The sequence below is a fragment of the Paenibacillus sp. FSL k6-2145 genome (assembly GCF_037976585.1).
Taxonomy (GTDB): domain Bacteria; phylum Bacillota; class Bacilli; order Paenibacillales; family Paenibacillaceae; genus Paenibacillus.
In genome coordinates this window covers 264,463-287,501 of record NZ_CP150267.1, presented here as the reverse complement: position 1 = coordinate 287,501, position 23,039 = coordinate 264,463, and the positions used below count along the sequence as shown (strand labels likewise).

Sequence of the window (23,039 nt, the reverse complement as noted above, 5' to 3'; positions counted from 1 at the left end):
AATGGTATACATATGAGATGAGTGAATGTGAAAAATGGATGAGAGCTGGTGATGGCATGGAACCTTTACTGAAAGTTAATGATCTATCTGTCTCGTTTCACTCTGGAGAGAGTGAGTTTCAGGCAGTGCGAGAAGTGAGTTTTGAAGTACGAAAAGGCGAGACATTGGGCATTGTAGGAGAATCGGGCAGCGGAAAAAGTGTAACCGCACGTTCCATTATGAGGCTGCTTGCATCGCCGCCTTCGCAGATGAAAAATGGAGAGATTCTTTTTAAAGGGGTCGACTTGGCCAATAAAACGCAGAAAGAGATGGAAAGCATCCGTGGGCGTGATATTGGCATGATCTTTCAAGACCCGATGAGTTCTCTTAATCCGACCATTAAAGTGGGGAAACAGATCTCCGAGAGTCTCATCAAACACCAGAAGGTGTCCAAAAAGGAAGCCAAGAAACAGGCGATTGCCATGATGGAGCGGGTGGGGATAACTCGCAGCGAAATACGCTACAACCAGTATCCGCACGAATTCTCCGGAGGCATGCGCCAGCGGGTCATGATTGGTATTGCACTTGCTTGTCGTCCTGAATTGCTCATTGCCGATGAGCCGACAACCGCACTGGATGTTACAATTCAAGCTCAGATTCTGAATTTGATGAAAGATATGCAGGACCAACTGGGTACATCGATTATTCTGATCACGCATGATCTGGGCGTAGTGGCAGGCATGTGTGATCGGGTTGTTGTTATGAAAGAAGGACAGATTGTGGAAACCGGGACTACGACAGAGATTTTTGCTAATCCCAAACATCCGTATACGATTAGACTTCTGAATGCATTACCACGTCTGGATCAGAAGAAAAAGCCGAAACCGGTATCATTGGTCCCGAGAGATCTGGAGGATGATCAGCCGTTGCTTGAGGTGAAATCGCTCAGACAACATTTTAATCTGGGGAAAGGCAACACCTTAAAGGCTGTGAATGATATCAGTTTCCATATTCGTCAAGGAGAGACACTCGGCGTTGTAGGGGAATCCGGCAGCGGAAAATCAACCACGGGGCGTGCGATTCTGCGGTTGCATGAGCCAACAGGTGGAGATGTACTGTTTAAAGGAGTCCCGCTCAATCGTCTGTCAGCTTCAGAGATGAAAACGATGCGCAGACATATGCAGATTATTTTCCAAGACCCCTATGCATCTTTGAATCCCAAAATGAGGATTATGGATATCATTGGAGAAGCGCTTGATATTCATCAACTTGCAGGTACAGCATCTCAGCGGGAGAAGCGGGTGGAGGAACTACTGGAGATGGTGGGTCTTGATCCTACCCATGCGCAGCGTTATCCACATGAATTCTCGGGTGGACAGAGACAGCGGATCGGTATAGCGCGGGCTCTGGCTGTGGAGCCGGAATTCATCGTATGTGACGAACCATTGTCTGCACTGGATGTATCGATACAGGCTCAGATCGTACAATTGCTTGAAGAGTTACAGCAGCGACTCGGATTGACGTATCTCTTCATCGCGCATGACTTGTCTATGGTCAAACATATCAGTGATCGAGTGGCTGTCATGTATAATGGGAAAATTGTAGAGCTGGCCGAGAGTGAAGAACTCTATTCCAACCCGCAACATGCCTACACCAAGGCATTGCTGTCTGCTATTCCTGTGCCTGACCCGGCGGTAGAAGCGAAGAAAAAGAGACATGTTGTCAAAGAAACAACAAGAGAAAATGTTGAAGTAGAGGACCGTTATAATCTCGAACATTCCAAGTGGGTAGAAGTCACGGATGGACATTGGGTCGCAATATCTAGTTAGTTAGTGCAAGATATAGTCTTTTTCAAATACAAAAGAACCCCGACGATGATCTCCACAGATCGTTATCGGGGTTGAGTTATATCTTCGTATAATGGCAGTAATCAAAAGCGATTATTTGAATTGAACCGATTTTTTGATGGTATCAATCTCGGCTTTGGTCTTATCATCCATGTAAGTGAAGATGAAGTTGAAAGCATATCCTTCAATAATTGTACTATAGTAATCTTGAGTAACGGTTGAACCGTCACCTGGATCCATCGTGATTTGCATCAGATCCATCTCTTTACCACCGATGGTTTCCGTTGTCATTTCTTTATAATCGTAAGGGAACTGGCTATCCACCATGAATTTTTTGGTTGCTTCCAGGTAGTCTTTACCTGTACGAATGCCTTGCAACAAGCTTACTTTCTCAGCAATGGCCATAGCGGATGGGCCAACTTGACCTCCGTCCAATGGGTACTTTGAAGCCATAAGCAGATTCAATGTTTTGGTCTGGGACAGCTCAATTTGTTTTTTCTTCGTTTCATCATCACCAGCAATCGCTTCGGATGAAGCACTTGTCAGCTCATTCATGCCTGCAGCATCCTGAAACTCCCATGCTTCCGGGAATTTCAGAGATACGCCGAAATAGTCATTGGTGTAAGAACCTTTTTCCGTAGTCCCCAGCTCAACGTCTTGGGAATTATCAGTTTCCTTGGACTCTTCGCTTGCTGGTTCTGTGTTCTCTGTTTCTTCTGTATTCGCTGGTTCAGAATCAGTACCCGTCGTTGTTTCTGTCGGGGTAGGCTCTTCTGTTGCGGCTGTGTTATCTGCTTTGTCACCGCAAGCGGCGGCAACCAGCATAATCATAATGAGCATGGCGAATAAAGAAACTTTTTTTGGAATTGTCATATTACCCTCCTGAAATGTGTGTGTGTTTGTTTTTCTCTCTCTACATGTTACCTGTTTCCTAAATTGTAGCACAAACGTTCTCATATACTACCTATAGGAATCTATAGGGGTCTTCTATACATAAGACATTCGGCTGGCAATTGAAACAGCTTCTGTGCTGGATTGCACACCTAATTTGTTAAAAATCACTTTTTTGTGATGATTCACGGTGCATTCCTTGATCTTTAATTTCAAAGCAATGGCTTTTACCGTGAGGCCTCCGGCTATCATCTCCAGGATGGTTAACTGACGCTCGGTGAACTCCACTGCCGGTTTGTCGCACAGTTCAGCAGTCTGTTGACTCTGATAACAGTTCTGCATATATGCAGGAATCAACTTGGCAATAGCAATCAGTTCACCCTGCATATCCGCGTTAATGGTGGACACATCCAGATAACCAAAATGTTGTGATCCCATGGACAGAGGTGCGGCGTAACAATGCCAGCTTTGAAAATAAGGACTTTCATGCTGCTCGGGCAGCAGCAGTACAGGTTTATTGTTATCCATCGTTTCTGATATGGCGTTAACTCCACAGCTCTTTGCAGTGAAGAACATGCCCGGACGAATGGGGGAATGTTCTACTACAGCTTCAAGATCTGAACTGTAATCCATGGTGAGTAACACACCGTCCGTATCTGTGAGTAGAAAAAGATAAGTGCCCGTTAAATTCTCTTGGATAACCGAGATACTGTTCTGGAATGCATGAATCAGGAAATGATTGTTTTTACGAAGCCTGTCCAGACTGGATTTTGGTAAATAGTCGAACGGAGCCGTTCCTGCTGCATGCGAACAAGTCGGGGACTCTTCGTGTCTTGTAGAAAATCTAATGGCAGGCATGTTGTTCCTCCTTGCTGCACAGTCGTTAGATAGAAAGGTAGTTCTTATATCGAACTTGAGAATGTTCTCATCCAATCGTTTGAATGACGTGTCCTTCCTGGTCCTTGATTTCTGTTCTAACAATCTGAATGATAATATGATCCAATGAAGTTATCTCGAATGTTCCTTCAACCGGGCGAAGGTTCTTTGCCAGCTCCTCAACAATTTGTTTGTTCACCGTCAGGGTAACTTGTCTGTCCGATTCCAATACGGCTGGTTGTTCTCCTGCTTCAAACAGAATATTAGTATCAGGTCCGATCAAGGATAGAGAGGCACCTTTTGAAATTCGGCTACGAAGGATGGTGCCAACTAATACAGCTTGTTTGGCTCCGAGCTGGAGTTTGGCCGGAATCGCTTTTTGCAGCAATTTTTTGCGAGGAGACTCCCAGCCCAGTTGTTGTATGAATAAAAACGCTGTGCTGGACCCGTCCTGTTCAATTCCATCCTCAACCGCTTGTATAACCGAAGGAATATCTGCGTACGAATTTCTCATCAGATCAGTCACATATTTGGGCATGAACATGAAGGAGGCAGACAGGAATCCACGAGCATTCCAGCTTTGAATCATTTCCAGTTCCCGACTTGTAATGCCTACCATCTGAATAAATTGCACTGAACCATTAGGCGTAGAGATTGCGGGTAGATCCGGGTCTTCTATAAAGGAGAGCGCAGTCAGCAAAGTATCGGACTCCAGGCAGATGGGGCCATTAGCGTCCATGTAATCTCCTGGCTGAAAGATATTTCCACTGTTGAAGACGTATCGTCCTACATTCTGTAACAGATTCAGCGCCCAGGCTGGCGGTTCAGTTTCTTCTTCAGTGCGTGTAAGACGAAATGTGAGTTCGAATCCATACCCGCTTTTGGATGCATCCTGCATCTCTTTTTCATATAATTCAGAGAAACCATAGGTGACAAAATGCCAGTGAGGCATAGGTGTGTTCACTTCATAAACGCTAATGCCATCGAGTGGATCAGGACCACCGAGCATATACGGAAGGGCAGTGCCGTAGTGTTTTGGCTCTTGTTCCCCATACAATTCACGCATGGATTGATCAATCGCATCCCAACCAGCTGTGTTATCTTCATGAGTCATTATTGAATCCTCCTAGACTGTTCTTTCCCCCGAAAAACATTTAAAATTAAGTCTACCTGTTACTGAAGTGGTTTCAAGCGGCTTAAGGATGAATTGTGTTAAATAGGACCACAGGGTTACAAATGGCGATATGGGGAGTGAAATTACATGAGTATGAAAGGTATTTATTCAAGCGAGTTTGATCAGACAAGCTGGGACTCATTTTCCGAACTGTTTGAAGAACTTGGACAAAAGTTGGACCCCGCGTGGGTAGAACGTGCGCGATTACAAGGAATTCCGGCGGATATAAGTCGGGTGCTTTTGTGTGAAATGGGGGAGTACGCTTTTGAATGGATGGCGAAAGATATCCCGGCTTTAGGGGACCAAAGTCCCGCTGTTTACCTGGAAACGGAGGAAGGAGCGCAGGCATTAAGGGCAGCGATTATGCGTATGCCGCGTTGATTTTTTCGATGTTGAGAGTGTGCAAACGATTATATGATCCAGTGAAGTTGATTTTGCAAAATAGATATGTTACGCTTACATTACAAGAGCAAACACAACAGAATATGCAATAACATCTTTTGATGGATTGTAACTGTGAAGACAGGCAAAACCTAAACTGATGGTGAAATGAAGGCTCCTTTTTTTGGTGCTATTTTACCTTGAGTTTAGGTTTTTCTTGTTTTCTGCTCTAAATTACACAATGTTTTACCTGGAAAAACCAAAATAAATTTCGAAAAGAGGTTGTTGTTCATGACCACGGCAAAAAAAGGATTCCCCGAAAACTTCCTATGGGGCGGCGCTACAGCTGCCAATCAATTGGAGGGTGCATTCGATAAGGACGGCAAAGGCCTCTCCACAGCGGACATGATCGCTCATGTTCCCAAGGAGAAGCGTACAGGCGGACATGCCATGGAAATTTCCTCTTCCCGAATCGAAGAGATCCTCTCCGGCAAAATCGAAGAACGTTTCCCTAAACGTTTTGGTATTGATTTTTATCATCACTTTAGAGAAGATATTGCATTGTTCGCCGAAATGGGCTTCAAAGTATTCCGTTTGTCCATTCACTGGGCACGTATTTTCCCGAACGGTTATGATCAAGAGCCAAATGAAGCTGGTTTGAAATTCTATGATGAAGTATTCGACGAATTGTTGAAATATGGCATCGAGCCGCTCGTTACACTGTCTCACTATGAGACACCGCTTGGCTTGACGCAAAAATATAATGGCTGGGCTGGACGTGAAGTAATCCAGCACTATGTTCGATATGCAGAAACGGTGTTTAACCGTTATAAAAATAAAGTGAAATACTGGCTGACGTTTAATGAAATTAACGTCATGCTGTTCAGCCCATACACTGGCGGCGGCATTCTGATCGATAAAGTGGATAACAAGCTACAAACCACTTATCAAGCGCTGCATCATCAATTTGTAGCAAGTGCATTGGTAACGAAGCTTGCACACGAAATTATCCCTGGTTCCCAAGTGGGTTGTATGCTTGCTCGTATGGAAACCTATGCAGCAACATGTAATCCGGTAGATGTTCGTCTGGCTCAACACGAGAATCAGATCAACCTCTTCTTCACGGACATGCATGCTCGTGGTAAGTACCCGAACTACATGGCTCGTTATTTTGAAGAAAACGACATCGTGATCCAAAAAGAAGCAGGCGATGACGAGATCTTGCTGAACAATACCGTTGATTTCATCTCCTTCAGCTACTACATGTCCGTAACCAAATCTGCATCTGCAGACAAGGAAGAAACATCGGGTAACCTGACTGGCGGCGTGAAAAACCCTTATCTGGAAGCATCAGACTGGGGCTGGGAGATCGATCCGATCGGTCTGCGCGTAACCCTGAACAACTTCTGGGATCGTTATCAGAAACCATTGTTCATCGTAGAAAATGGTCTGGGCGCATATGACCGTGTTGAAGAAGACGGTTCGATCCATGACTCCTATCGAGTGGATTACCTGAAAAAACACATCGAACAAATGAAAGAAGCCATCAAAGACGGCGTTGATCTGATTGGATTTACAGCATGGGGCCCGATTGACCTTGTGAGCATGTCCACTTCCGAAATGTCCAAACGTTATGGTTTCATCTACGTGGATCTGGATGACGAAGGTAACGGAACTCTCAAACGTTCCAAAAAGGATTCATTCGACTGGTACAAAAACGTAATCTCCAGCAATGGTGAGCAACTGTAGAATTCTCGTTCCCAGGATTGTTACCGCATAAAAAGCGGGCAAAACCTAACGCGAAAGTTGGCATGGAAGGAATCTAATTTTCCTGATGGCCCTTTTAGTTGGAGATTGTCCGCTTTTTCCTGTCGGCAAAGGATAGAGTAGTGCATTTAGACAAAGAATGAAAATATCGTTAATTAGAGAGGAATGATTGATATGACTACACCATTTCCGAAAGACTTCCTATGGGGCGGCGCTGTAGCAGCCAACCAACTTGAAGGAGCTTATAATACAGATGGCAAAGGTCTGTCTGTTCAAGATGTAATGCCACACGGGATTACAACGCCTAGAACGGAAGCACCTACAGAAGATAACCTGAAACTGATCGGTATCGATTTCTACAACCGTTACAAAGAGGATGTTAAACTGTTTGCTGAAATGGGCTTCAAAGTGTTCCGTACATCCATCGCTTGGTCCCGTATCTTCCCTAAAGGTGATGAATTGGAACCAAACGAGAAAGGTCTGCAATTCTACGATGACCTGTTCGATGAGTGCCACAAATATGGCATTGAACCACTCGTAACGATCTCTCACTATGAGACACCGCTGCATCTGTCCAAAACGTATGATGGCTGGGTTAACCGTAAAATGATCGAGTTCTACGAGCGTTATGTAACAGTGCTTTTCAACCGTTTCAAAGGCAAAGTTAAATACTGGCTGACATTCAATGAGATTAACTCCATCCTGGAGGAGCCATTCATGAGCGGCGGGATCTATACGCCAAAAGCAGAACTGTCCAAACAGGATCTGTACCAAGCGATCCATCATGAATTGGTAGCAAGTGCGCTCGCAGTGAAACTGGGTCATGAAATTATGCCTGAAGCCAAAATCGGCTGTATGGTATTGAGCATGCCTACGTATCCGCTGACTCCTAACCCGGATGATGTGGTTGCAGCCATGCATGCTGAACAACGCAATGATATCTTTGCTGATATCCATGCCCGTGGTTATTATCCGAAATACATTAATCGTTATTTCAAAGCAAATAATATCAATATCAAGTTTGAAGATGGCGATGCCGAAATTCTGAAGCATACCGTAGACTTTATCTCGTTCAGTTATTATGTAAGTATCTGTGAGACAGGTGATCCTGAGAAACGTATCGAAGGCAAAGGAAACCTGTTCGCAGGTGTGCAAAACCCTTATCTCCAAGCGAGTGAGTGGGGCTGGCAAATCGATCCGCAAGGACTGCGCGTAACCTTGAACAAATACTGGGACCGTTATCAAAAACCATTGTTTATTGTCGAAAATGGTCTGGGTGCAGTAGATGAGCTGATCACGGACGAAAATGGCAATAAAACGGTGAACGATGATTACCGTATTCAATACTTGAATGACCATCTGGTACAGGTGGGCGAAGCTCTTGAGGATGGCGTAGAAGTGATGGGGTATACGTCATGGGGCTGTATTGACCTGGTAAGTGCTTCAACAGCAGAAATGAAGAAACGTTATGGTTTCATCTATGTAGACCGCAACAATGACGGTTCCGGAACATTGGATCGTTACAAGAAAAAATCATTCCATTGGTACAAAGAAGTTATTAGTACCAATGGCGCAAGTCTTAAGAACAACAACGCGTAAATGCTAGTTCTTAGAGCATAGTTCTACAAGCACCTTCATCTGTCACATTAACGCACATTAACCGCTTTCACAAAAACATTGTCATATGGATAATTATATGGTAAGATGGGCCTAAGGCTAATGAATACTGGATTGTTACTGTTCAATCAGGCAAAACCAGAGGCGGGGCATATTTCGTGACCTGCTTTGGTTTTGCCTTTTACTACTTTGACGGTGCAAGGTGATGTGAAGAAATGAAAATTGAGAAGGTGTTGAACAACAACGTAGTTACCGTAATTGATCCGGGAGGAAACGAACTGGTCGTTATGGGACGTGGAATTGCCTTCAAAAAGCATACTGGTGAATTGATAGACGAGAGTCTCGTCGAAAAAATATTCTCGCTTGAAAGTAAGGAAGTATCACAGAAACTTAAAACGCTTCTGTCTGATATCCCGGTTGAATATGTCGAGTGCTCGGATGAGATTATCCGTTATGCCGAGACGGTGTTAGGTGAGAAGCTGCATGAAAGCATCTACATTTCACTGACGGATCATATTCATTTTGCCATTGATCGACATCGTCAAGGATTGCAGATCCGTAACGCATTGTTCTGGGAGATCAAGCGCATGTACCGGAAGGAATATGCCATTGGACTCAAGGCGCTACAGATTATTGAGGAAACATTAGGGGTCCTGCTACCCGAAGACGAATGCGCATTCATTGCAATGCATCTGGTTAATGCCCAGATGAACGGTGAGATGAGGGAAACGATCAGTATTACAAACATTGTTAAGGACATACTTAACATCGTAAGACGTAGCTTTGTGATTGAACTTGATGAAGATTCATTGAGTTATTATCGATTTTTAACTCATCTGAAGTTCTTTGCCCAACGTGTGTTGCAAGGAACGGCGATTGAAGATAAAGAAGAAGATAATCCGCTTCATGACTTGGTGAGCAAGCAGTATCCGGAAGCACATGCATGTGCAGTAAGGATCAGTGATTATACGCGTAAGATCTATAATCGGGTGTTGTCCAAGGAAGAAATACTGTATCTGACCATTCATATTGAACGAGTTGTCAGAAATGAACAAACAATTGAATAAAGTTGGGATTGTTACTGCTAAAAAGGCAAAACCTAAACGTTGAATAATGATAAGCTTTTCTGCTTTGTCATTATTCAGTGTTTAGGTTTTTTTTTAACCTTCATTACACATAAAAGGAGCAAAACACAATGGATAAACAACAATTGTCCAAGGATATTTTGAAGCTTGTTGGTGGCGAAGAGAATATCGATCAAGTCACTCACTGTATGACAAGACTCAGATTTAACCTGAATGACAACCAAAAAGCGGACAAAGCGACGCTGAAAAATACACCAGGCGTTATGGGCGTGATGGAAAACGGTGGACAGTTCCAGGTTATCATTGGTAACGATGTGCCTATCGTGTATAACGCACTCGTTGGCAACATGTCCAAATCACCAACCGCAGATAATGCCTCATCCGGTGCTTCAACTGGAGAAAAGAAAAAGAGAAATCCAATAAGTGTGCTGTTCGACTTCATCTCAGGTATGTTTACACCAATTCTGCCTGCGATTACGGGTGCAGGTATGATCAAAGGGATCGTGGCCATCCTTGTCGCAGTTGGATGGTTGTCCGATACCAGTTCGACCTACATCATTTTGTCTGCAATCGGTGACGGTGCATTCTACTTCCTGCCAATCATTCTGGCGATTAGTGCTGCACGTAAGCTGGGTAGTAATATGTATATTGCTGCGGCGCTTGCTGCGGGTATTATGCACCCGACCATTACAGCATTGCTGGCCGATGGTCACAACTCATCCTTTATGGGGATTACAGTCATAGCGGCAACGTATTCTTCTACAGTTATTCCAATTGTTCTAGCAGTTTGGATTGCTTCATATGTAGAAAAAGCCGTTGATCGTGTTGTACATGCTTCACTTAAGTTACTCATTGTTCCAACAGTTACCCTGTTAATTATGGTTCCACTGACGTTGATGACTGTTGGACCACTGGGTACGGTTCTTGGTAATGGTTTGTCTGGTGGTATTTCATGGTTGTTCGACAATATGTCCATCTTCGCAAGTATTCTGATTGGTGGTACGATGTCACTGCTGATCATTACAGGTATGCACTATGCGTTGCTGCCAATCGTTGTAGGTTCAATGACAACACTGGGTTACGACTTTATTATTCCACTGATGTTTGCAGCTAACTTGGCACAAGGTGGTGCAGCATTTGGTGTAGGTCTCAGATCGAGAAATAGCAAAACCAAATCCCTTGCCTATTCCACAGGTCTTACGGCTATTATGGGGATTACGGAACCAGCGATGTATGGTATCAACATGAAGTTCAAAAAACCGTTTATTGCAGCGCTTATCGGTGGAGCTATCGCAGGTGCATTTATGGGGATCTTCAATGTTAAATCGTATGTTATTACAGGACTTGCGGGTCTGCCGAGTATTGCCGCATTTGTCAGTCCAGCAATTAGCACATTGATTTATGCTCTGGTTGGTGGTTTGATTGCCATCGTAGCAGCAGCAATCATTACGTATATCTTGGGCTTCCAAGAAGAAAATGCATCAGAGCCAGTAGCTGCACCAGCAGCTGAGCCAGCAACACCAGCAACAACTTCTGCTGCTGTAACTGAAGAAGCAAAAGCACAAGATGAGCAAGTATTTAGCCCGATCACAGGTGAAGTTAAACCGCTGAGCGAAGTGCCGGACCCTGCATTCTCTGAAGAGATTATGGGTAAAGGATTCGCGATTCAACCCTCTGAAGGTCGCGTCGTATCTCCGATCAACGGAACCGTGTTCTCGTTATCGAAGAGTGGACATGCCATTGGTCTGGTAAGTGATACAGGCGCAGAAATGTTGATTCATATCGGGATTGATACCGTGAAGTTGAAAGGTCAGTTCTTCTCTCCTAAAGTTCAAGCAGGTGCAAAGGTATCTGTAGGTGATGTACTGATGGAGTTTGACCGGGAACAGATCGAAAAAGCCGGTTACACAACCATTACACCAGTCATTATTACAAACATGCATCAGTATGAGTCCATTGAGTCTGCTGGTCGCACGACGATCAAAGAAAAAGACTTGTTGTTCACAGCTAAAGCTTAACCATAAAGATGAAACAGCAGCTTCACCGGAATGTAATCCGGTAAAGCTGCTGTTTTTTGCTTATAGCCTTTTACACCACGGGAAGCATACCCTGGACCAATTGCACAAAGTGTTGTGCAGGCTTGGACAGATAGCGGTTCTGCAGCCAGACCAGTGCCGAACCAACCGTGGAATGCTGATCCTGAATGCGATATACGTGAAATGGGTGCTCGTGATATAGCTGTAGTACCGTGTGAGGCACGATAGAACTGGCGAAGCCGAGTCGGACCAGCTCCAGCAACATATTAATGTCTGAGCACTCACCCATGATGGAGGGGGTAACCTGATGCTCCCGGAACTTGTCCAGAATCAACTCGAACATACCAAGTCCTTCTGTACTTGGAAGCAGTAGAGGGATACCTGTAAGCTGCTTGAAATAGGTCCGCATCTCCGCTCCAGGGGTCATCTCCGTTGGGCTATCCAGCGGTGTTGAAGAAATATAGAAGAGGGGCTCCTGTGGCAGGTGCAGCACCTCATAACGTTCGGTCTGGACAGGCATGCGTACACAAGCAAGTTCGACTTTGCCATCATCCAGAAGGCGGCATAATTGTGCGGACTCATTTTGCTGAATTTTATAAGTAACCTGTGGATGTGTAGTGCGGAACTGCTGAAGTGCTTGGGGGATCAGACGATCAGATATGGTATTAATGCCAATGGAGAGTTTGCCCCGTATGCCGTGACGGAAACTTTGCATCTCCATTAGAGCTTCCTCCATATATTTGGTCAAGGTGACCGCATAATCATAGAAGCTGCGACCCGCCTGCGTTAGCTCCATCATGCGCCCTTTGCGTTCAAATAGAATCACACCAAGCTCTTCTTCCATTAACTTAAGCTGCTGGCTTAAGGGCGGCTGAGCCATGTGAAGTCTCCGGGCTGCTGCTGTAATCTGTTTCTCCTCAGCAATGGCAATGAAATAGCGACATTGTTTGATATCCAAGTGGTTGTTCTCCTTCGCCTGCGATGTATATGTAATTCGTATGGAAAGCCAACAAAACATGTATTTTTAATATACTACGATCTTATGTTACTATACATTAGATTTGCATACCTGACTAACGGGACTTGGTTTTCATATAAAAATTGCTGCACGAGAAAGACCTTGAATTGGAGGATGAAACAACGTGGTTAGAACAATACATGATGCTGCTCTAGCGGGCCATACTGATGAGGTCATTCGATTTATCACACAACAGGGCAGCCGGTTGAATGAACGGGATGCATTGGGGCGAACACCTCTGATGGCAGCGGTGCACGGTAACAAGATAGACACGGCAAGGATGCTAGTGGACGCCGGAGCCGACATTAATCTTCGGGATGCACGATTGGACAACCTGCTGTTATACGCGAGTGCTGAGGGTATGTATGACATGGTCGAACTGGCCGTTGAAGCAGGTGCAGATACGAGGTTAACGAATCGTTTTGGTGGCACAGCCCTTATCCCAGCAGCGGATCGGGGCCATGTGGACATTGTGGAGCTTCTGCTGACACGCAGTGATGTGGATGTGAATCATATCAACAACCTGGGGTGGACAGCCTTGCTGGAAGCGGTCATTTTGGGAGATGGTGGGCCGCGTCACCAGCAGATTGTTGCCTTGCTTTTGCAATATGGTGCAGATCCAAAGATTGCGGATCGGGACGGGATTACACCGCTTGCACATGCGAGTCGGCATCGGTATGCCGAGATGGAACGACTATTAACCCAAGTCTGAAGAGACTTATACATTTATGATACAGAACAGTGAAAGGATATTCCGAACGAATGAACAGACATCAAGAGCATTTTTTACAAAAGAATATGAAGGACGTATCTTCACTGATTTTGGCAGGTATACAGTGGTTTTTCTTCCTGTTTACCAATACTGTTGTTGTGCCGCTATCCATTGGACATAATTTTCATCTGTCCCCGGATGCGATCGCTGCCTCCATGCAGCACGCATTTACCCTTACCGGAGCAGTGTGCATTCTTCAAGCTGTATTCGGTCATCGATATGCGATTATGGATGGTCCGTCAGGATTATGGTGGGGATTGACGCTAAGTTTGACGGTATCTGCTTCATCGGCCGGTATGAGTCTGGAGCGTATTGGCGGTGGACTGGCTGCAGGTTTTCTGTTAGCGGGACTAACGATGGTGATTCTGGGTTGGCTGGGAGCAGCGCAAGTGCTGCAAAAGCTGTTCACACCTATGGTGAAGAGTGCCATGTTGTTTCTAATGACGATTCAATTAACCATGAATTTTTTCAAAGGTATGATAGGATATACGGAGTTTGGTCGCTTCGATCTGCCTGTTGCCGCATTGTCCGTTGTCATTGCATTTTTGGTGGCATGGATTCAATTAAAGGGTAGGGGAAAACTGGGGAACTACGCGATCCTGATTGGGATTGTGGCAGGCTGGATCGCTTATAGTCTATTGTTTCCTGGACAACATGGAGGACAGCCTAATCAGGCCCCGGCTGGTCTCGAACTGTTTCCGTGGGGAGCACCCAGATGGGAACCCGGTATTGTCATTACTGCATTTTTCGTAGGGCTGGTGAATATGACGAATTCGATCACCACATTAAGTACAGTTGAGAAACTATACCGGACAGAAACAACAAGCCGTCAGTATAGGCATTCCTATGCGCTAACGGGTCTGTTCACGATGTTGTCAGCCTGTGTAGGTGTGCTGCCCTTTGGTTTATTTGCATCATCGATCGGGTTCCTGGAGAGTACTCGCATTCTGCGTCGTGCTGCCTTTATTATTGGAGCGGGGTTGTTATGTATGATGGGTCTTACACCTTCTGTGACAGCATTTTTTGCACAAATACCACCAAGCGTTGGCAGTGCTGTTCTGTTTGTGGCTTATCTTCAGATGTTCGGCACGGCACTAAGAACGCTTGAAGGTACAACGTTTAATTCTAAAACGATCTATCGTGTAGCGTTGCCGGTCCTCACGGGAGTTGCTGTAATGAATATTCCTGCTGAAGCATTTCAAACCTTGCCCATGTATCTTATTCCGATCATAAGCAATGGTCTCGTCATTGGGGTATTGGTCTCACTCGTTCTTGAAAAAACCGTGAACTGGTCCAAAATGGAACAACCAGCGACAGTTAGTAAAGCGGCATAAAGAGTTTCATCTTGCGACAGTCCAATTTGATTGGGCTGTTTTTTTGTTTTTGTTATCAGGCTATATGGCTATTTCACGATAATTTTGCCTTGGCCTGCAAGCATTCGCATCTCTCTGGAGAGGCGGTCCTGGTTTCCATCCTGCATTTCCAGTTGAACTCCATAGTGCCATGAGGTATTTTTTTCATGACCCCAGCGGAGAGTGCCTTCCATATATAGAGGGTCTTCAAAGAGCAGCATATTCATTCCAATCCGAATATCGTTATTCTCTACAGGAAGGGATAGCGGAAATGACAGCTGACAGCCGGATCGACTGATATCGCAGAGTTCGGCCTGAATGGGTTTGGCTGGTGCGTTAACACCGTTGATGCTGAGAATATAGATCTCAAAGTGAATCGGTTCCTTCAATGTGTAGCGAAAGGGTTCTTTTCTATTGTTAATTGACATGGCTTGGCTTCCTCCATCAGGTTCAAAAAAAGTCAGTTATGCTTATATCGACCATTTGGAGCGAGAAATGAAGAGTTGCGAAAGCAGAGATGGTCCATGGGTTCCTTTTACACGTGTATCAGGCTTGATATAATGATGGAATATATTTCTGAGGTCAGACCTGGATCAGATAGAAGGGACGTGTGAATATGAGAGGAACATTTCAAATGCTTACAGATACGGCAACATTGTGCCTGTATGATCTGGCAGCGTTAAAACATCGTGCCGAGGATACTTCGGACTGGTGGTCCATTCCAGTGGATGAGCTGGCTGAGGTGAATGCAGGTCATTGTCTGTTCCTGAATCTGGGTGCGGATGGAGTGTATGAGGTGGAATGGAGCCTGGAGGATGTAGAGGAGGATTCAGATCCAGATCACGGAGCGGAACGGGAAAAGGTGTATCATCTGCAAGTTCCGTCTGGGCACGTCTATCTGGGAGCGGCGGATAATGTCACTGGCGGTGAATTGGAGCCGGATGAGACGTGTGAAGGGGTTCTGTTTCAGTTAAAGCCGGGAAATTATGCGTGTATCGTCTCCAGAGAAGCTAGTCGGATCACCATTGTCATGACACCAAGTATTCAGGGAAATAACACGCTGGATGAATTGATCCGGATATAGTGTACAGATACAAACAGGAGGGATTCATATGCAGGATTGGAACGAGATAACGATGATGAATGCAGATGCCCTGCGTAAACGGATGAGAATACTCGCTGCTTTGGATATTATCTTTTCGGAGGAAGAATGGCTACGCGTTCATCATTATGAAGATAAACTTCAGCCAGGTGTGGCATGGGGAAGCATCAATAACGGCGCAGGGGATCATCTGCATGTCTTGTTTACGAACTTAGGCACGTTGATCAAAGGATTTGATCATGAGTCACCTTTAAGTCCGCATGCTCGTGAGGATGGTGAGATTTACCCGGGCATGTACGATGAAGTACCAGAGGCCTTGATGACTGTTCTGCGAGATCATGAGGAAACATTGGATATGGAGGATGTGACCATTTGCCTATGGCAGGAAGGGAACGACTTGTCATGGAAGGTTGGTAACTGGATTCAGCTGGCGATGACCGAGGAAGACGAAGTGGATGCCAGAGGTGGCGCAGAATTTTTACTTGGATATATAGAGAAGAACTCGGAAGATTACGTTGATTGGGCCAAAGGGTACTATGACTTGCCGGATCTGCCGTTGGAAGCCGTAGCTGAAATATATGAAGAAAAACCAGTGACCGCCAGCCTGATTAAGCAGTTGTGTCCTGAGCGAGATGTGGCAGCAGCACTGGATGAGTTACAGCAACGCGGGTACGCCGTGGAACAAACGTAATAGAGTAGCGAAGGGAGGAAAGGTAGATTATGTACACTGTACAACTGGAGCGGATGCGTGAAAAGTTGATCACTCTTCGAAGCCTGGACCCGGATCTGGACCTGTTTGGCGCAGAAAACCATGAATATGAAATGGAGCCTGTGTGGACGCAGGAGGATATCACGCAATTTGAACAGAAATGGCGAATTGAGTTGCCGGAGGAGTATAAGGCATGGCTTCTTCATATGGGAACGGGTGGTGCAGGACCTTATTATGGTCTGGAAAACCCGGATGACGGCGTATACGCTGTGCTTGGTTATGATGATGAGCTGAATGCAATCTCGGACCCTTTTCAATTCATGGAAGCATGGAACTGGAACTATGACTGGTTCGATGACAGCAAGGAAGAAGAGGAATGGGAGGCGCTGGAGCACGAATATTTTGATCCAAAATGGTCGGCAGGCATGCTGCGCATCAGTGATTTTGGTTGTGGCATCTCCATGAATCTGATTGTTAAGGGAGCCTCCCAAGGAGAGATCTGGGTTGATGACCGGGCTAACCGCAATGGAATCTATCCTGATCAGTATTGGGGCAATACGAATCGATTACATTTTCTGGACTGGTATGAGTTGTGGTTGGATCGTTCAATCCATCAAATGCATGAACAAAAGCAACAATCTGGAGCGAACGAAGTCTGAAGGAGGTTGTACATATGGGCTGGGAATATGGGATTAGGGCAACGGAGCCTGCGATTTTACCTGAAGTCGTGAAGCGTTTGGCAAGTTCATTAAAATTTACCGAAGTGTATAGTTTGGAACACCAAGCCAACGGCTTTGTATTGAAACGTGAAGATCCTTCCTGGCCTAGAGCACTTGAAGTGTGGATAGAAGAGGCTTCCGGGTTAGAAGAGATTGTGGATGGGGAGTTGTATATCTACTGTTTGTTCCATATCTGGGGTGAAGAAGGTCGGAGCTGGATGCATCAGATGGAGCGAGAAACCAGGCAGGTTGATGGTGGTTTAATCTGGTTTGAACTCTGATCGGTAAGAGGTTTGCCTGAAACATATATAATGAAGACTTTGACTATATTCGTTCCGCATTGGATCGTGCATTTCCCTTAACTGACCCGCGAACTGGAGAAGAGATGAAGGCACTTGATCCCTGCTGGGACAATCCGATTACGAAGGATGTGTGGGTGGGGATCTTATCAGAGCTGGATCAACAGGTGGTTGCAGAGCCAGAATTACGGAATTTTTTGAATCAGTTCACAGCTTGGGTGAGAAACCATCTGCAATTGGCTGACGGAATCGAAGTCACCGGCAACCTGTAAGTTAGTTGATCTTGAATTGTTCATGCGTGTGCGTAATTCTGTATACCGACGGCCGAAGTGCTATGTAATCAAGCTCCCTCATGATGATGGCGGAGCTTTTTTTGATGAACAAATATTAAAAACCGTTTGCTTCACTCACCCGTCTTATACTACAGAAAGAGAGAGAAGGAGGGATGCGGGATGGAAACAAAAGCAGGGATGAACCAGAGGATCTATGTACAGAGCGAAGATGAGACGGAATTTGTGCAATCCATTATGGAACATCAAGATACGCTCATGTCCATTGCCTATAGCTACCTGCGTAACCAGCAAGATGCGCTGGAAGCGGTACAGGAGATGACGTGCCGGGCTTGGATCAAGCGTCGGACGCTGAACAATGAGAAGGCGTTCAAGTCGTGGATCATTCGGATTCTGATCTATATCTGTATCGATGAGCAGAGGCGCCGCAAGCGGGCGACACCTCTGGCGAAGGAAGATCTGGAGGACAGCATTCCGGCATCTTGGATGATTAGCGTTGATGATAATCGAATCGCTATGGAATCTCTTTTGCAAAAGGTGAAACCGAAATATCGCCATGTATTATTGCTGAAATATTATAACGACATGACACTGACGGATATTGCCTCGATCCTCGGCAAACCAGAAGGGACGATCAAGACCTGGCAGCACAAGGGACTCCAGCAGTTGCGCAAGTTGATGAAGAACAGGAGGGATTGGCATGACCACTAACCGGGAGGAAAAAGCACTTCTTGCAGATGCATATCAGGTGAAGAGAGAGAAACAGCAATGGAATCCGGCGGATACGACTGTTGCCATTCAACGTGGTCTCGCGATGGCTAGAACAAAACGATCAGGTAGGACCGTTCGTATCAAATGGATCACGGCAATGCTGGTCACGGCTCTGGCTGCGGGTTGGTTTCTCTTAGGTCCGCTTGGGAGTTATGGTCAAGAGCAGGCAACATATACTGAGCCTGTGACCCATTGGGGAGTACTTGAACCCTTTCGTGAGTTGGCAACCGATGTGGAAAAAACCACGATAACATCAGCAATTAATAATGGGTATGTGCAACTTGTAGATCAGACGGTTACATCGGGCATATATGCGTTTACTGTGAATGCAGTTATGGCAGATGAGAATAGAATAACGGTATTGTATACTGCCAAAACGGATGCTTCGCAGGAGATGTATTCGACTGTCAATATGAAGGTGACGGACGCTTCGACAGGGTACTTGCTTGACAATGGCAGGGCAGGAGCTGTGCATTTTTCGAAGGATAAGCATACCTTATATGGCCGGAATACAATTGAGCGAAGTCGAAATAAACCCCTGCCTGAGCAAGTAAATATTCAGTTTCAGCTTTCCTCTGTTGTTCCAGATGGTGTGGAATATTCAGAAAATGGGGAAAAGGAACGGAAATATCAATTTTCCAAAAAACTGAATCTTTCTTTTGCGCTGGATCCCAAATTTTCTATCCCCAAAACGGAAATCATCAACGTTAATCGTACTTTTACCGTTGGGGGTCATGAAGTCATGTTGTCAGAAGTGGAATTATCACCGCTTGTGACTCAGGTTAGATTTGTTTTTGAGCCGGAGCAAGAGATCGATTACAAAACGAAGTTGTCAATCACTGAGGTAGTACAGCCTATTGAGATTATCACTGCTACTAAAGGCGGGAAGCAGACCAAGCTACCCATGGTAAGCGGGGGCGCAACAGGAGAAGGAATGGTGTATTCTTTCAGTAGCAATCTGCTGGACAATCCGGAGTCAATGATATTAATACTTCGTGGCAAACCAGATAAGGTCTATGATGATTTACAAGAAGCCAAGAAGGATGAACTGAAAATCAAAATCAAATAAGATGAAATAAGAGGCAGTCCTCTTATTCAGATTAGGTGGATGTTAGTGAAAGCAGAGAAGGGATGTCCCTCAAGGTCGTAAGCCTTGAGAAAAGACATCCCTTCTTAGGTATGAAAAACCGCTGATCTTATACAGTTAGAATATCTACTCCCAGAGCTGGAAGGGTCAACTTCTGATCCAACCTCGCGCTGGTCAACAAGCTGCGATAAGGAACGTCCAGCGTAATCTCTCGTTGCTCATTCGTCAAATTGATCAGAAACAGGAAGTTTTGCTCCCCCTTCGTTCGAATCGACAGCTCGACACCTTCCGGCAGCTGGATTTTGGGCGCCAATTCCTTTTCCTTCAATATGTCTTCAAACAGCTGATAGAAATACGATGGCTCGGGCCAAGTGCCGACATAATACACTTCACCTTCACCAAACTTATTGACAGTAACCGCCGGTACACCCTCGTAAAAGTCGTTGTCATACCAGGCGATCGGCTCTGCGCCTCGCAGTTCCAGTAAATCGCACCATTGCTTCGCAGCGAATGTCTTGCCCTCCGCGTTCCGTATCCGATGCTCACTGCTGCCGATGGCATCATATTCACTTACGACAACACCCCCCGCTTCTGCCAGTAGCCCCGGCAGAGGCAGCATCTCACATACATTCCTCATGTTCTTCACACCAGTCCGATTGGTGAGGACAACCGTCCCCCCTTTAGCTGCGAATCGCTCCAGTCGTTGTGCTACTTCTTCACTTAACAGGAAGAGGGAAGGGACAACGACCAGCTTGTACCCATCGAGCTCCTCGGTCCAATTGATAACGTCTGTACCTACGCCCATTTTTAGAAATGCATTATGCATTGAGGACAGGTTGTCTATATAGTGCATTCCTCCTTCCGCCTGCGGCTGAAGGGAAAGCGCCGTATGCTGATCATGCGAATGCAGAATCGCAACTTGGGTAACAATGGTCGAGTCGGCTAGCATTTCTCCTAACTGGTTCACCTCGCGAGTAAGCTCCGCGAACTCCCTGAACCTGCGTCCAGGAACATTGCTGTGGTCGATCAGCCCATGCCAGAATTGTTCGGCTCCGACGGTTGCACTCCGCCAGCGGAAATGGACGACCATATCTGCACCGCGAGCGATTGTCTGCCAGGAGCGAGCTCGGATCAGTCCAGGATACGGGGTGCGCTGAATCGGCATCCAGGCGCCCTGTGCTCCGCTGAGCTGTTCCATTACCCAGAAATTCCGGCGTTTGATACCGCGAACCAAGTCCAACGTAAGCGCTCCGTTCCTCGGAAACCGATCGCCATAATCGCGATACAGCTCATTCGGATAATAATCAACAGAGACGAAGTCCAATTCGTTGTGCATATCATAATAGTCCAGACTATTCGGATACTGCCACATGTTATGCGTCACAAATTGGCCTGGACAGTTACGGCGTAAAATCTCAAGCTGCCATCCCAGCAGATAGCCTACGCTGTCAGAACAAAATCGTTTGTACTCCAGAAGATAGGAAGGATTCATTGGTTTGCTGGCACCGAGTGGTGTTGTTACCTCAGCCCAGCTGCTGTACTCACCACTCCAGACGACCGTTCCCCACTCCCGGTTCAACTCCTCCAGATTGGAATAACGCTTTTGAAGCCAAGCGACAAATGAACGATTACATGTATCACAATGGCATTCCTGGTAGTGCATCTCGTTATCGATTTGCCAGCCTATGACGGCGGGATGCTTACTATAGCGCTGTGATATCGCTTCCACAAATTTGGAGCCCAGCATTCTCAAGGAAGGGCTGTTGTTGCAACGATGTCCACGCACACCTGGCCGAATGATGTGGCGTTGTTCATCCATGGGCAGCACATCCGGATAACGGGTTGTCATCCAGTTTGGCGGGGTATTGGTGGGGGTGCATAACACAATTTCCATGCCGCGCGAAGCGAATACTTCTATAGCCGCATCCAGCCATTTAAACTGATAATTACCCTCAGTCGGTTCCATTCGGCTCCAGGCGAACTCTGCCATTCGCACAACAGCAACCCCCGTCTGTTGCATAAGTATGGCATCTTTCTCCCATAACTCCGGGGTCCATTGCTCTGGATAATAATCAATTCCTATCTTAATTGTCATCCTGTGATCTCCTTTATTTATCAATATATTGCGATTATATGTTATATTAATTCGAGTGAATATCTTAAATAATTAATATGATATAACAATATTAAGATCAGGAGAGTTAGTCGTATGCCTCATCCCAATCGTAATTTCCCGGTGTTATCTGCCCGAGACAAGCTGCTCCCTTTTTATTTACTTGGCATCGGCCTGCATCATGAACAGGAGCATATCCGCCGAGACCAAGGCATTGAGGATTATCAGTGGATACAATGCCGCAGCGGTGTGGGTAAGCTCAAGCTAAGTGAAACGGAACATATCGTCAAGCCAGGTATGGGCATGCTGTTATTCCCTGGACAGAAGCACGAATACTATGCGCTATCCGACAGTTGGGAAGTCGACTGGATCATTTTCGATGGCAACGGGTCAGCAAACTTGTTTGAAACCGTGGGCATTGTCGACACATGCGTATACACGCTTGCACAGCCTGAATACCTTCTATCCCGAATGCGGGAGCTGCTGCAAGCTGCCTTAACACCACAAGAGCAGACATTAAGCAATTACGCCTGCTCCGCTGTCCTCTATACCTTATTGACAGAGATTATTCAACGCGTATCTGTCGAGGGCAGCGATACCGTCGGGCAGCAGTATGAGCGAATAAAGCCGGTTCTGGACTATATTGAACAGCATTATGCTGAAGAGATTACTTTGCCAACGCTGGCTGGATTGATCTGTGTCACACCAGAATATTTCTGTCATTTGTTTAAGAAGACGACAGGTCTTCGTCCCATCAGCTATGTTAATCAGGTAAGAGTCAACAAGAGCAAGGAACTGCTGCTCGACAATGTGCAGCGCGGGATGGAGGATATTGCTCGTCAAGTCGGTTTCGAATCGACCAGCTATTATGGAGCCATCTTCAAGAAGCTGGAACGACTTACACCTGGCGCCTTCCGACGCAGCTATCAGAAGTCGTGACATATTATTATCCGCAAACGAATGGTTTTTCGTCAGAGGCTTCAGGAACTGATCCGAGGGCAGATCAGTTCCTAGTTGTATCACATAGTACTCGTTAATAGAGCCGCTAATTAGCGGCTCTATTTTGTGTGAAAAAATGGCCTGGTTTTACGTTTTTTCACTATATCTGATCTGCTGTTGCATAAAAATGATAATAATTGTCTTTTTGCAATTTT

The 23,039-nt window shown here is 45.7% G+C and carries 22 protein-coding genes; 16 read left to right on the top strand and 6 right to left on the bottom strand.

The window, feature by feature from the left end; genetic code table 11:
* Positions 1–56 precede the first annotated feature (56 nt).
* Positions 57–1,808, top strand: coding sequence for an ABC transporter ATP-binding protein (locus NZ043_RS01240; protein ID WP_339310290.1), 1,752 nt, complete (start codon positions 57–59; stop codon positions 1,806–1,808).
* 111 nt (positions 1,809–1,919) lie between these two features.
* On the opposite strand, the gene NZ043_RS01235 is transcribed toward NZ043_RS01240, so the two are convergent.
* From NZ043_RS01235 to NZ043_RS01225, 3 genes are all read right to left on the bottom strand, one after another.
* Positions 1,920–2,699: a hypothetical protein gene (locus tag NZ043_RS01235; RefSeq protein WP_091028047.1), complete on the bottom strand. Its 780-nt coding sequence runs from the start codon at positions 2,697–2,699 to the stop codon at positions 1,920–1,922.
* Positions 2,700–2,813: 114 nt separating this feature from the next.
* Positions 2,814–3,575, bottom strand: a complete 762-nt coding sequence (locus NZ043_RS01230; protein WP_091028050.1) for a LuxR C-terminal-related transcriptional regulator — start codon at positions 3,573–3,575, stop codon at positions 2,814–2,816.
* Between the two features lie 67 nt (positions 3,576–3,642).
* Positions 3,643–4,707, bottom strand: coding sequence for a suppressor of fused domain protein (locus NZ043_RS01225; protein WP_339310287.1), 1,065 nt, complete (start codon positions 4,705–4,707; stop codon positions 3,643–3,645).
* A 147-nt stretch (positions 4,708–4,854) separates the two neighbouring features.
* Here NZ043_RS01225 and NZ043_RS01220 point away from each other — a divergent pair, with 147 nt between their 5' ends.
* From NZ043_RS01220 to NZ043_RS01200, 5 genes are all read left to right on the top strand, one after another.
* On the top strand, positions 4,855–5,148 hold the full coding sequence (locus NZ043_RS01220; RefSeq protein WP_289390025.1) for an MbcA/ParS/Xre antitoxin family protein: 294 nt from the start codon (positions 4,855–4,857) through the stop codon (positions 5,146–5,148).
* A gap of 291 nt (positions 5,149–5,439) precedes the next feature.
* Positions 5,440–6,897, top strand: a complete 1,458-nt coding sequence (locus NZ043_RS01215; RefSeq protein WP_074096040.1) for a glycoside hydrolase family 1 protein — start codon at positions 5,440–5,442, stop codon at positions 6,895–6,897.
* Between the two features lie 186 nt (positions 6,898–7,083).
* Positions 7,084–8,514, top strand: coding sequence for a glycoside hydrolase family 1 protein (locus NZ043_RS01210; protein ID WP_339312615.1), 1,431 nt, complete (start codon positions 7,084–7,086; stop codon positions 8,512–8,514).
* A 233-nt stretch (positions 8,515–8,747) separates the two neighbouring features.
* Positions 8,748–9,599 (top strand): PRD domain-containing protein, encoded by an 852-nt coding sequence (locus NZ043_RS01205; protein WP_289390024.1) that lies wholly within the window; start codon positions 8,748–8,750, stop codon positions 9,597–9,599.
* Between the two features lie 128 nt (positions 9,600–9,727).
* Positions 9,728–11,635, top strand: a complete 1,908-nt coding sequence (locus NZ043_RS01200; RefSeq protein WP_339310284.1) for a beta-glucoside-specific PTS transporter subunit IIABC — start codon at positions 9,728–9,730, stop codon at positions 11,633–11,635.
* Between the two features lie 70 nt (positions 11,636–11,705).
* Here NZ043_RS01200 and NZ043_RS01195 read toward each other — a convergent pair whose 3' ends face one another.
* Positions 11,706–12,611, bottom strand: coding sequence for a LysR family transcriptional regulator (locus tag NZ043_RS01195; RefSeq protein WP_339310282.1), 906 nt, complete (start codon positions 12,609–12,611; stop codon positions 11,706–11,708).
* Between the two features lie 184 nt (positions 12,612–12,795).
* Here NZ043_RS01195 and NZ043_RS01190 point away from each other — a divergent pair, with 184 nt between their 5' ends.
* Positions 12,796–13,383 (top strand): ankyrin repeat domain-containing protein, encoded by a 588-nt coding sequence (locus tag NZ043_RS01190; RefSeq protein ID WP_339310280.1) that lies wholly within the window; start codon positions 12,796–12,798, stop codon positions 13,381–13,383.
* Between the two features lie 50 nt (positions 13,384–13,433).
* Positions 13,434–14,777 carry a uracil/xanthine transporter gene (locus tag NZ043_RS01185; RefSeq protein ID WP_339310278.1) on the top strand — a complete coding sequence of 448 codons (1,344 nt, stop codon included), beginning with the start codon at positions 13,434–13,436 and terminating at the stop codon, positions 14,775–14,777.
* Between the two features lie 68 nt (positions 14,778–14,845).
* Here NZ043_RS01185 and NZ043_RS01180 read toward each other — a convergent pair whose 3' ends face one another.
* Complete coding sequence (locus tag NZ043_RS01180) at positions 14,846–15,223, bottom strand: PilZ domain-containing protein (protein ID WP_133385742.1); 378 nt, start codon at positions 15,221–15,223, stop codon at positions 14,846–14,848.
* Positions 15,224–15,411: 188 nt separating this feature from the next.
* Between NZ043_RS01180 and NZ043_RS01175 the strand changes: the two genes are divergently transcribed.
* From NZ043_RS01175 to NZ043_RS01145, 7 genes are all read left to right on the top strand, one after another.
* Positions 15,412–15,879 carry a DUF6386 family protein gene (locus NZ043_RS01175; protein WP_206105776.1) on the top strand — a complete coding sequence of 156 codons (468 nt, stop codon included), beginning with the start codon at positions 15,412–15,414 and terminating at the stop codon, positions 15,877–15,879.
* Between the two features lie 28 nt (positions 15,880–15,907).
* Entirely contained in the window at positions 15,908–16,588 is a 681-nt protein-coding gene (locus tag NZ043_RS01170; protein ID WP_133385740.1) for a hypothetical protein, read from the top strand.
* Positions 16,589–16,617: 29 nt separating this feature from the next.
* Complete coding sequence (locus NZ043_RS01165) at positions 16,618–17,265, top strand: SMI1/KNR4 family protein (RefSeq protein WP_133385739.1); 648 nt, start codon at positions 16,618–16,620, stop codon at positions 17,263–17,265.
* A 14-nt stretch (positions 17,266–17,279) separates the two neighbouring features.
* Positions 17,280–17,606, top strand: a complete 327-nt coding sequence (locus NZ043_RS01160) for a hypothetical protein (protein WP_133385738.1) — start codon at positions 17,280–17,282, stop codon at positions 17,604–17,606.
* A gap of 104 nt (positions 17,607–17,710) precedes the next feature.
* Positions 17,711–17,896, top strand: a complete 186-nt coding sequence (locus NZ043_RS01155; RefSeq protein WP_339310273.1) for a hypothetical protein — start codon at positions 17,711–17,713, stop codon at positions 17,894–17,896.
* Positions 17,897–18,076: 180 nt separating this feature from the next.
* The gene (locus NZ043_RS01150; RefSeq protein ID WP_133385736.1) at positions 18,077–18,625 is read left to right on the top strand and encodes a sigma-70 family RNA polymerase sigma factor; all 549 of its coding nucleotides are present in this window, start codon (positions 18,077–18,079) and stop codon (positions 18,623–18,625) included.
* Positions 18,615–19,754 carry a DUF4179 domain-containing protein gene (locus NZ043_RS01145; RefSeq protein ID WP_133385735.1) on the top strand — a complete coding sequence of 380 codons (1,140 nt, stop codon included), beginning with the start codon at positions 18,615–18,617 and terminating at the stop codon, positions 19,752–19,754. The genes NZ043_RS01150 and NZ043_RS01145 overlap by 11 nt, the downstream gene beginning before the upstream one ends.
* A 127-nt stretch (positions 19,755–19,881) precedes the next feature.
* Here the strand turns inward: NZ043_RS01145 and NZ043_RS01140 are convergent, their stop codons facing one another.
* Complete coding sequence (locus NZ043_RS01140; protein ID WP_133385734.1) at positions 19,882–21,867, bottom strand: beta-galactosidase; 1,986 nt, start codon at positions 21,865–21,867, stop codon at positions 19,882–19,884.
* A gap of 114 nt (positions 21,868–21,981) precedes the next feature.
* Between NZ043_RS01140 and NZ043_RS01135 the strand changes: the two genes are divergently transcribed.
* Positions 21,982–22,824, top strand: coding sequence for an AraC family transcriptional regulator (locus NZ043_RS01135; RefSeq protein ID WP_133385733.1), 843 nt, complete (start codon positions 21,982–21,984; stop codon positions 22,822–22,824).
* Positions 22,825–23,039 lie beyond the last annotated feature (215 nt).

Excerpts from the sequence above, each read along its gene's own strand:
- NZ043_RS01160 (WP_133385738.1), top strand. The coding sequence starts at position 17,280 with ATGGGCTGGGAATATGGGATTAGGGCAACGGAGCCTGCGATTTTACCT.
- NZ043_RS01185 (WP_339310278.1), top strand. The coding sequence starts at position 13,434 with ATGAACAGACATCAAGAGCATTTTTTACAAAAGAATATGAAGGACGTA.
- NZ043_RS01165 (WP_133385739.1), top strand. The coding sequence starts at position 16,618 with ATGTACACTGTACAACTGGAGCGGATGCGTGAAAAGTTGATCACTCTT.
- NZ043_RS01240 (WP_339310290.1), top strand. The coding sequence starts at position 57 with ATGGAACCTTTACTGAAAGTTAATGATCTATCTGTCTCGTTTCACTCT.
- NZ043_RS01150 (WP_133385736.1), top strand. The coding sequence starts at position 18,077 with ATGGAAACAAAAGCAGGGATGAACCAGAGGATCTATGTACAGAGCGAA.
- NZ043_RS01155 (WP_339310273.1), top strand. The coding sequence starts at position 17,711 with ATGAAGGCACTTGATCCCTGCTGGGACAATCCGATTACGAAGGATGTG.
- NZ043_RS01205 (WP_289390024.1), top strand. The coding sequence starts at position 8,748 with ATGAAAATTGAGAAGGTGTTGAACAACAACGTAGTTACCGTAATTGAT.
- NZ043_RS01200 (WP_339310284.1), top strand. The coding sequence starts at position 9,728 with ATGGATAAACAACAATTGTCCAAGGATATTTTGAAGCTTGTTGGTGGC.
- NZ043_RS01175 (WP_206105776.1), top strand. The coding sequence starts at position 15,412 with ATGAGAGGAACATTTCAAATGCTTACAGATACGGCAACATTGTGCCTG.
- NZ043_RS01230 (WP_091028050.1), bottom strand. The coding sequence starts at position 3,575 with ATGCCTGCCATTAGATTTTCTACAAGACACGAAGAGTCCCCGACTTGT.
- NZ043_RS01220 (WP_289390025.1), top strand. The coding sequence starts at position 4,855 with ATGAGTATGAAAGGTATTTATTCAAGCGAGTTTGATCAGACAAGCTGG.
- NZ043_RS01170 (WP_133385740.1), top strand. The coding sequence starts at position 15,908 with ATGCAGGATTGGAACGAGATAACGATGATGAATGCAGATGCCCTGCGT.
- NZ043_RS01235 (WP_091028047.1), bottom strand. The coding sequence starts at position 2,699 with ATGACAATTCCAAAAAAAGTTTCTTTATTCGCCATGCTCATTATGATT.
- NZ043_RS01145 (WP_133385735.1), top strand. The coding sequence starts at position 18,615 with ATGACCACTAACCGGGAGGAAAAAGCACTTCTTGCAGATGCATATCAG.
- NZ043_RS01135 (WP_133385733.1), top strand. The coding sequence starts at position 21,982 with ATGCCTCATCCCAATCGTAATTTCCCGGTGTTATCTGCCCGAGACAAG.
- NZ043_RS01225 (WP_339310287.1), bottom strand. The coding sequence starts at position 4,707 with ATGACTCATGAAGATAACACAGCTGGTTGGGATGCGATTGATCAATCC.
- NZ043_RS01140 (WP_133385734.1), bottom strand. The coding sequence starts at position 21,867 with ATGACAATTAAGATAGGAATTGATTATTATCCAGAGCAATGGACCCCG.
- NZ043_RS01215 (WP_074096040.1), top strand. The coding sequence starts at position 5,440 with ATGACCACGGCAAAAAAAGGATTCCCCGAAAACTTCCTATGGGGCGGC.
- NZ043_RS01180 (WP_133385742.1), bottom strand. The coding sequence starts at position 15,223 with ATGTCAATTAACAATAGAAAAGAACCCTTTCGCTACACATTGAAGGAA.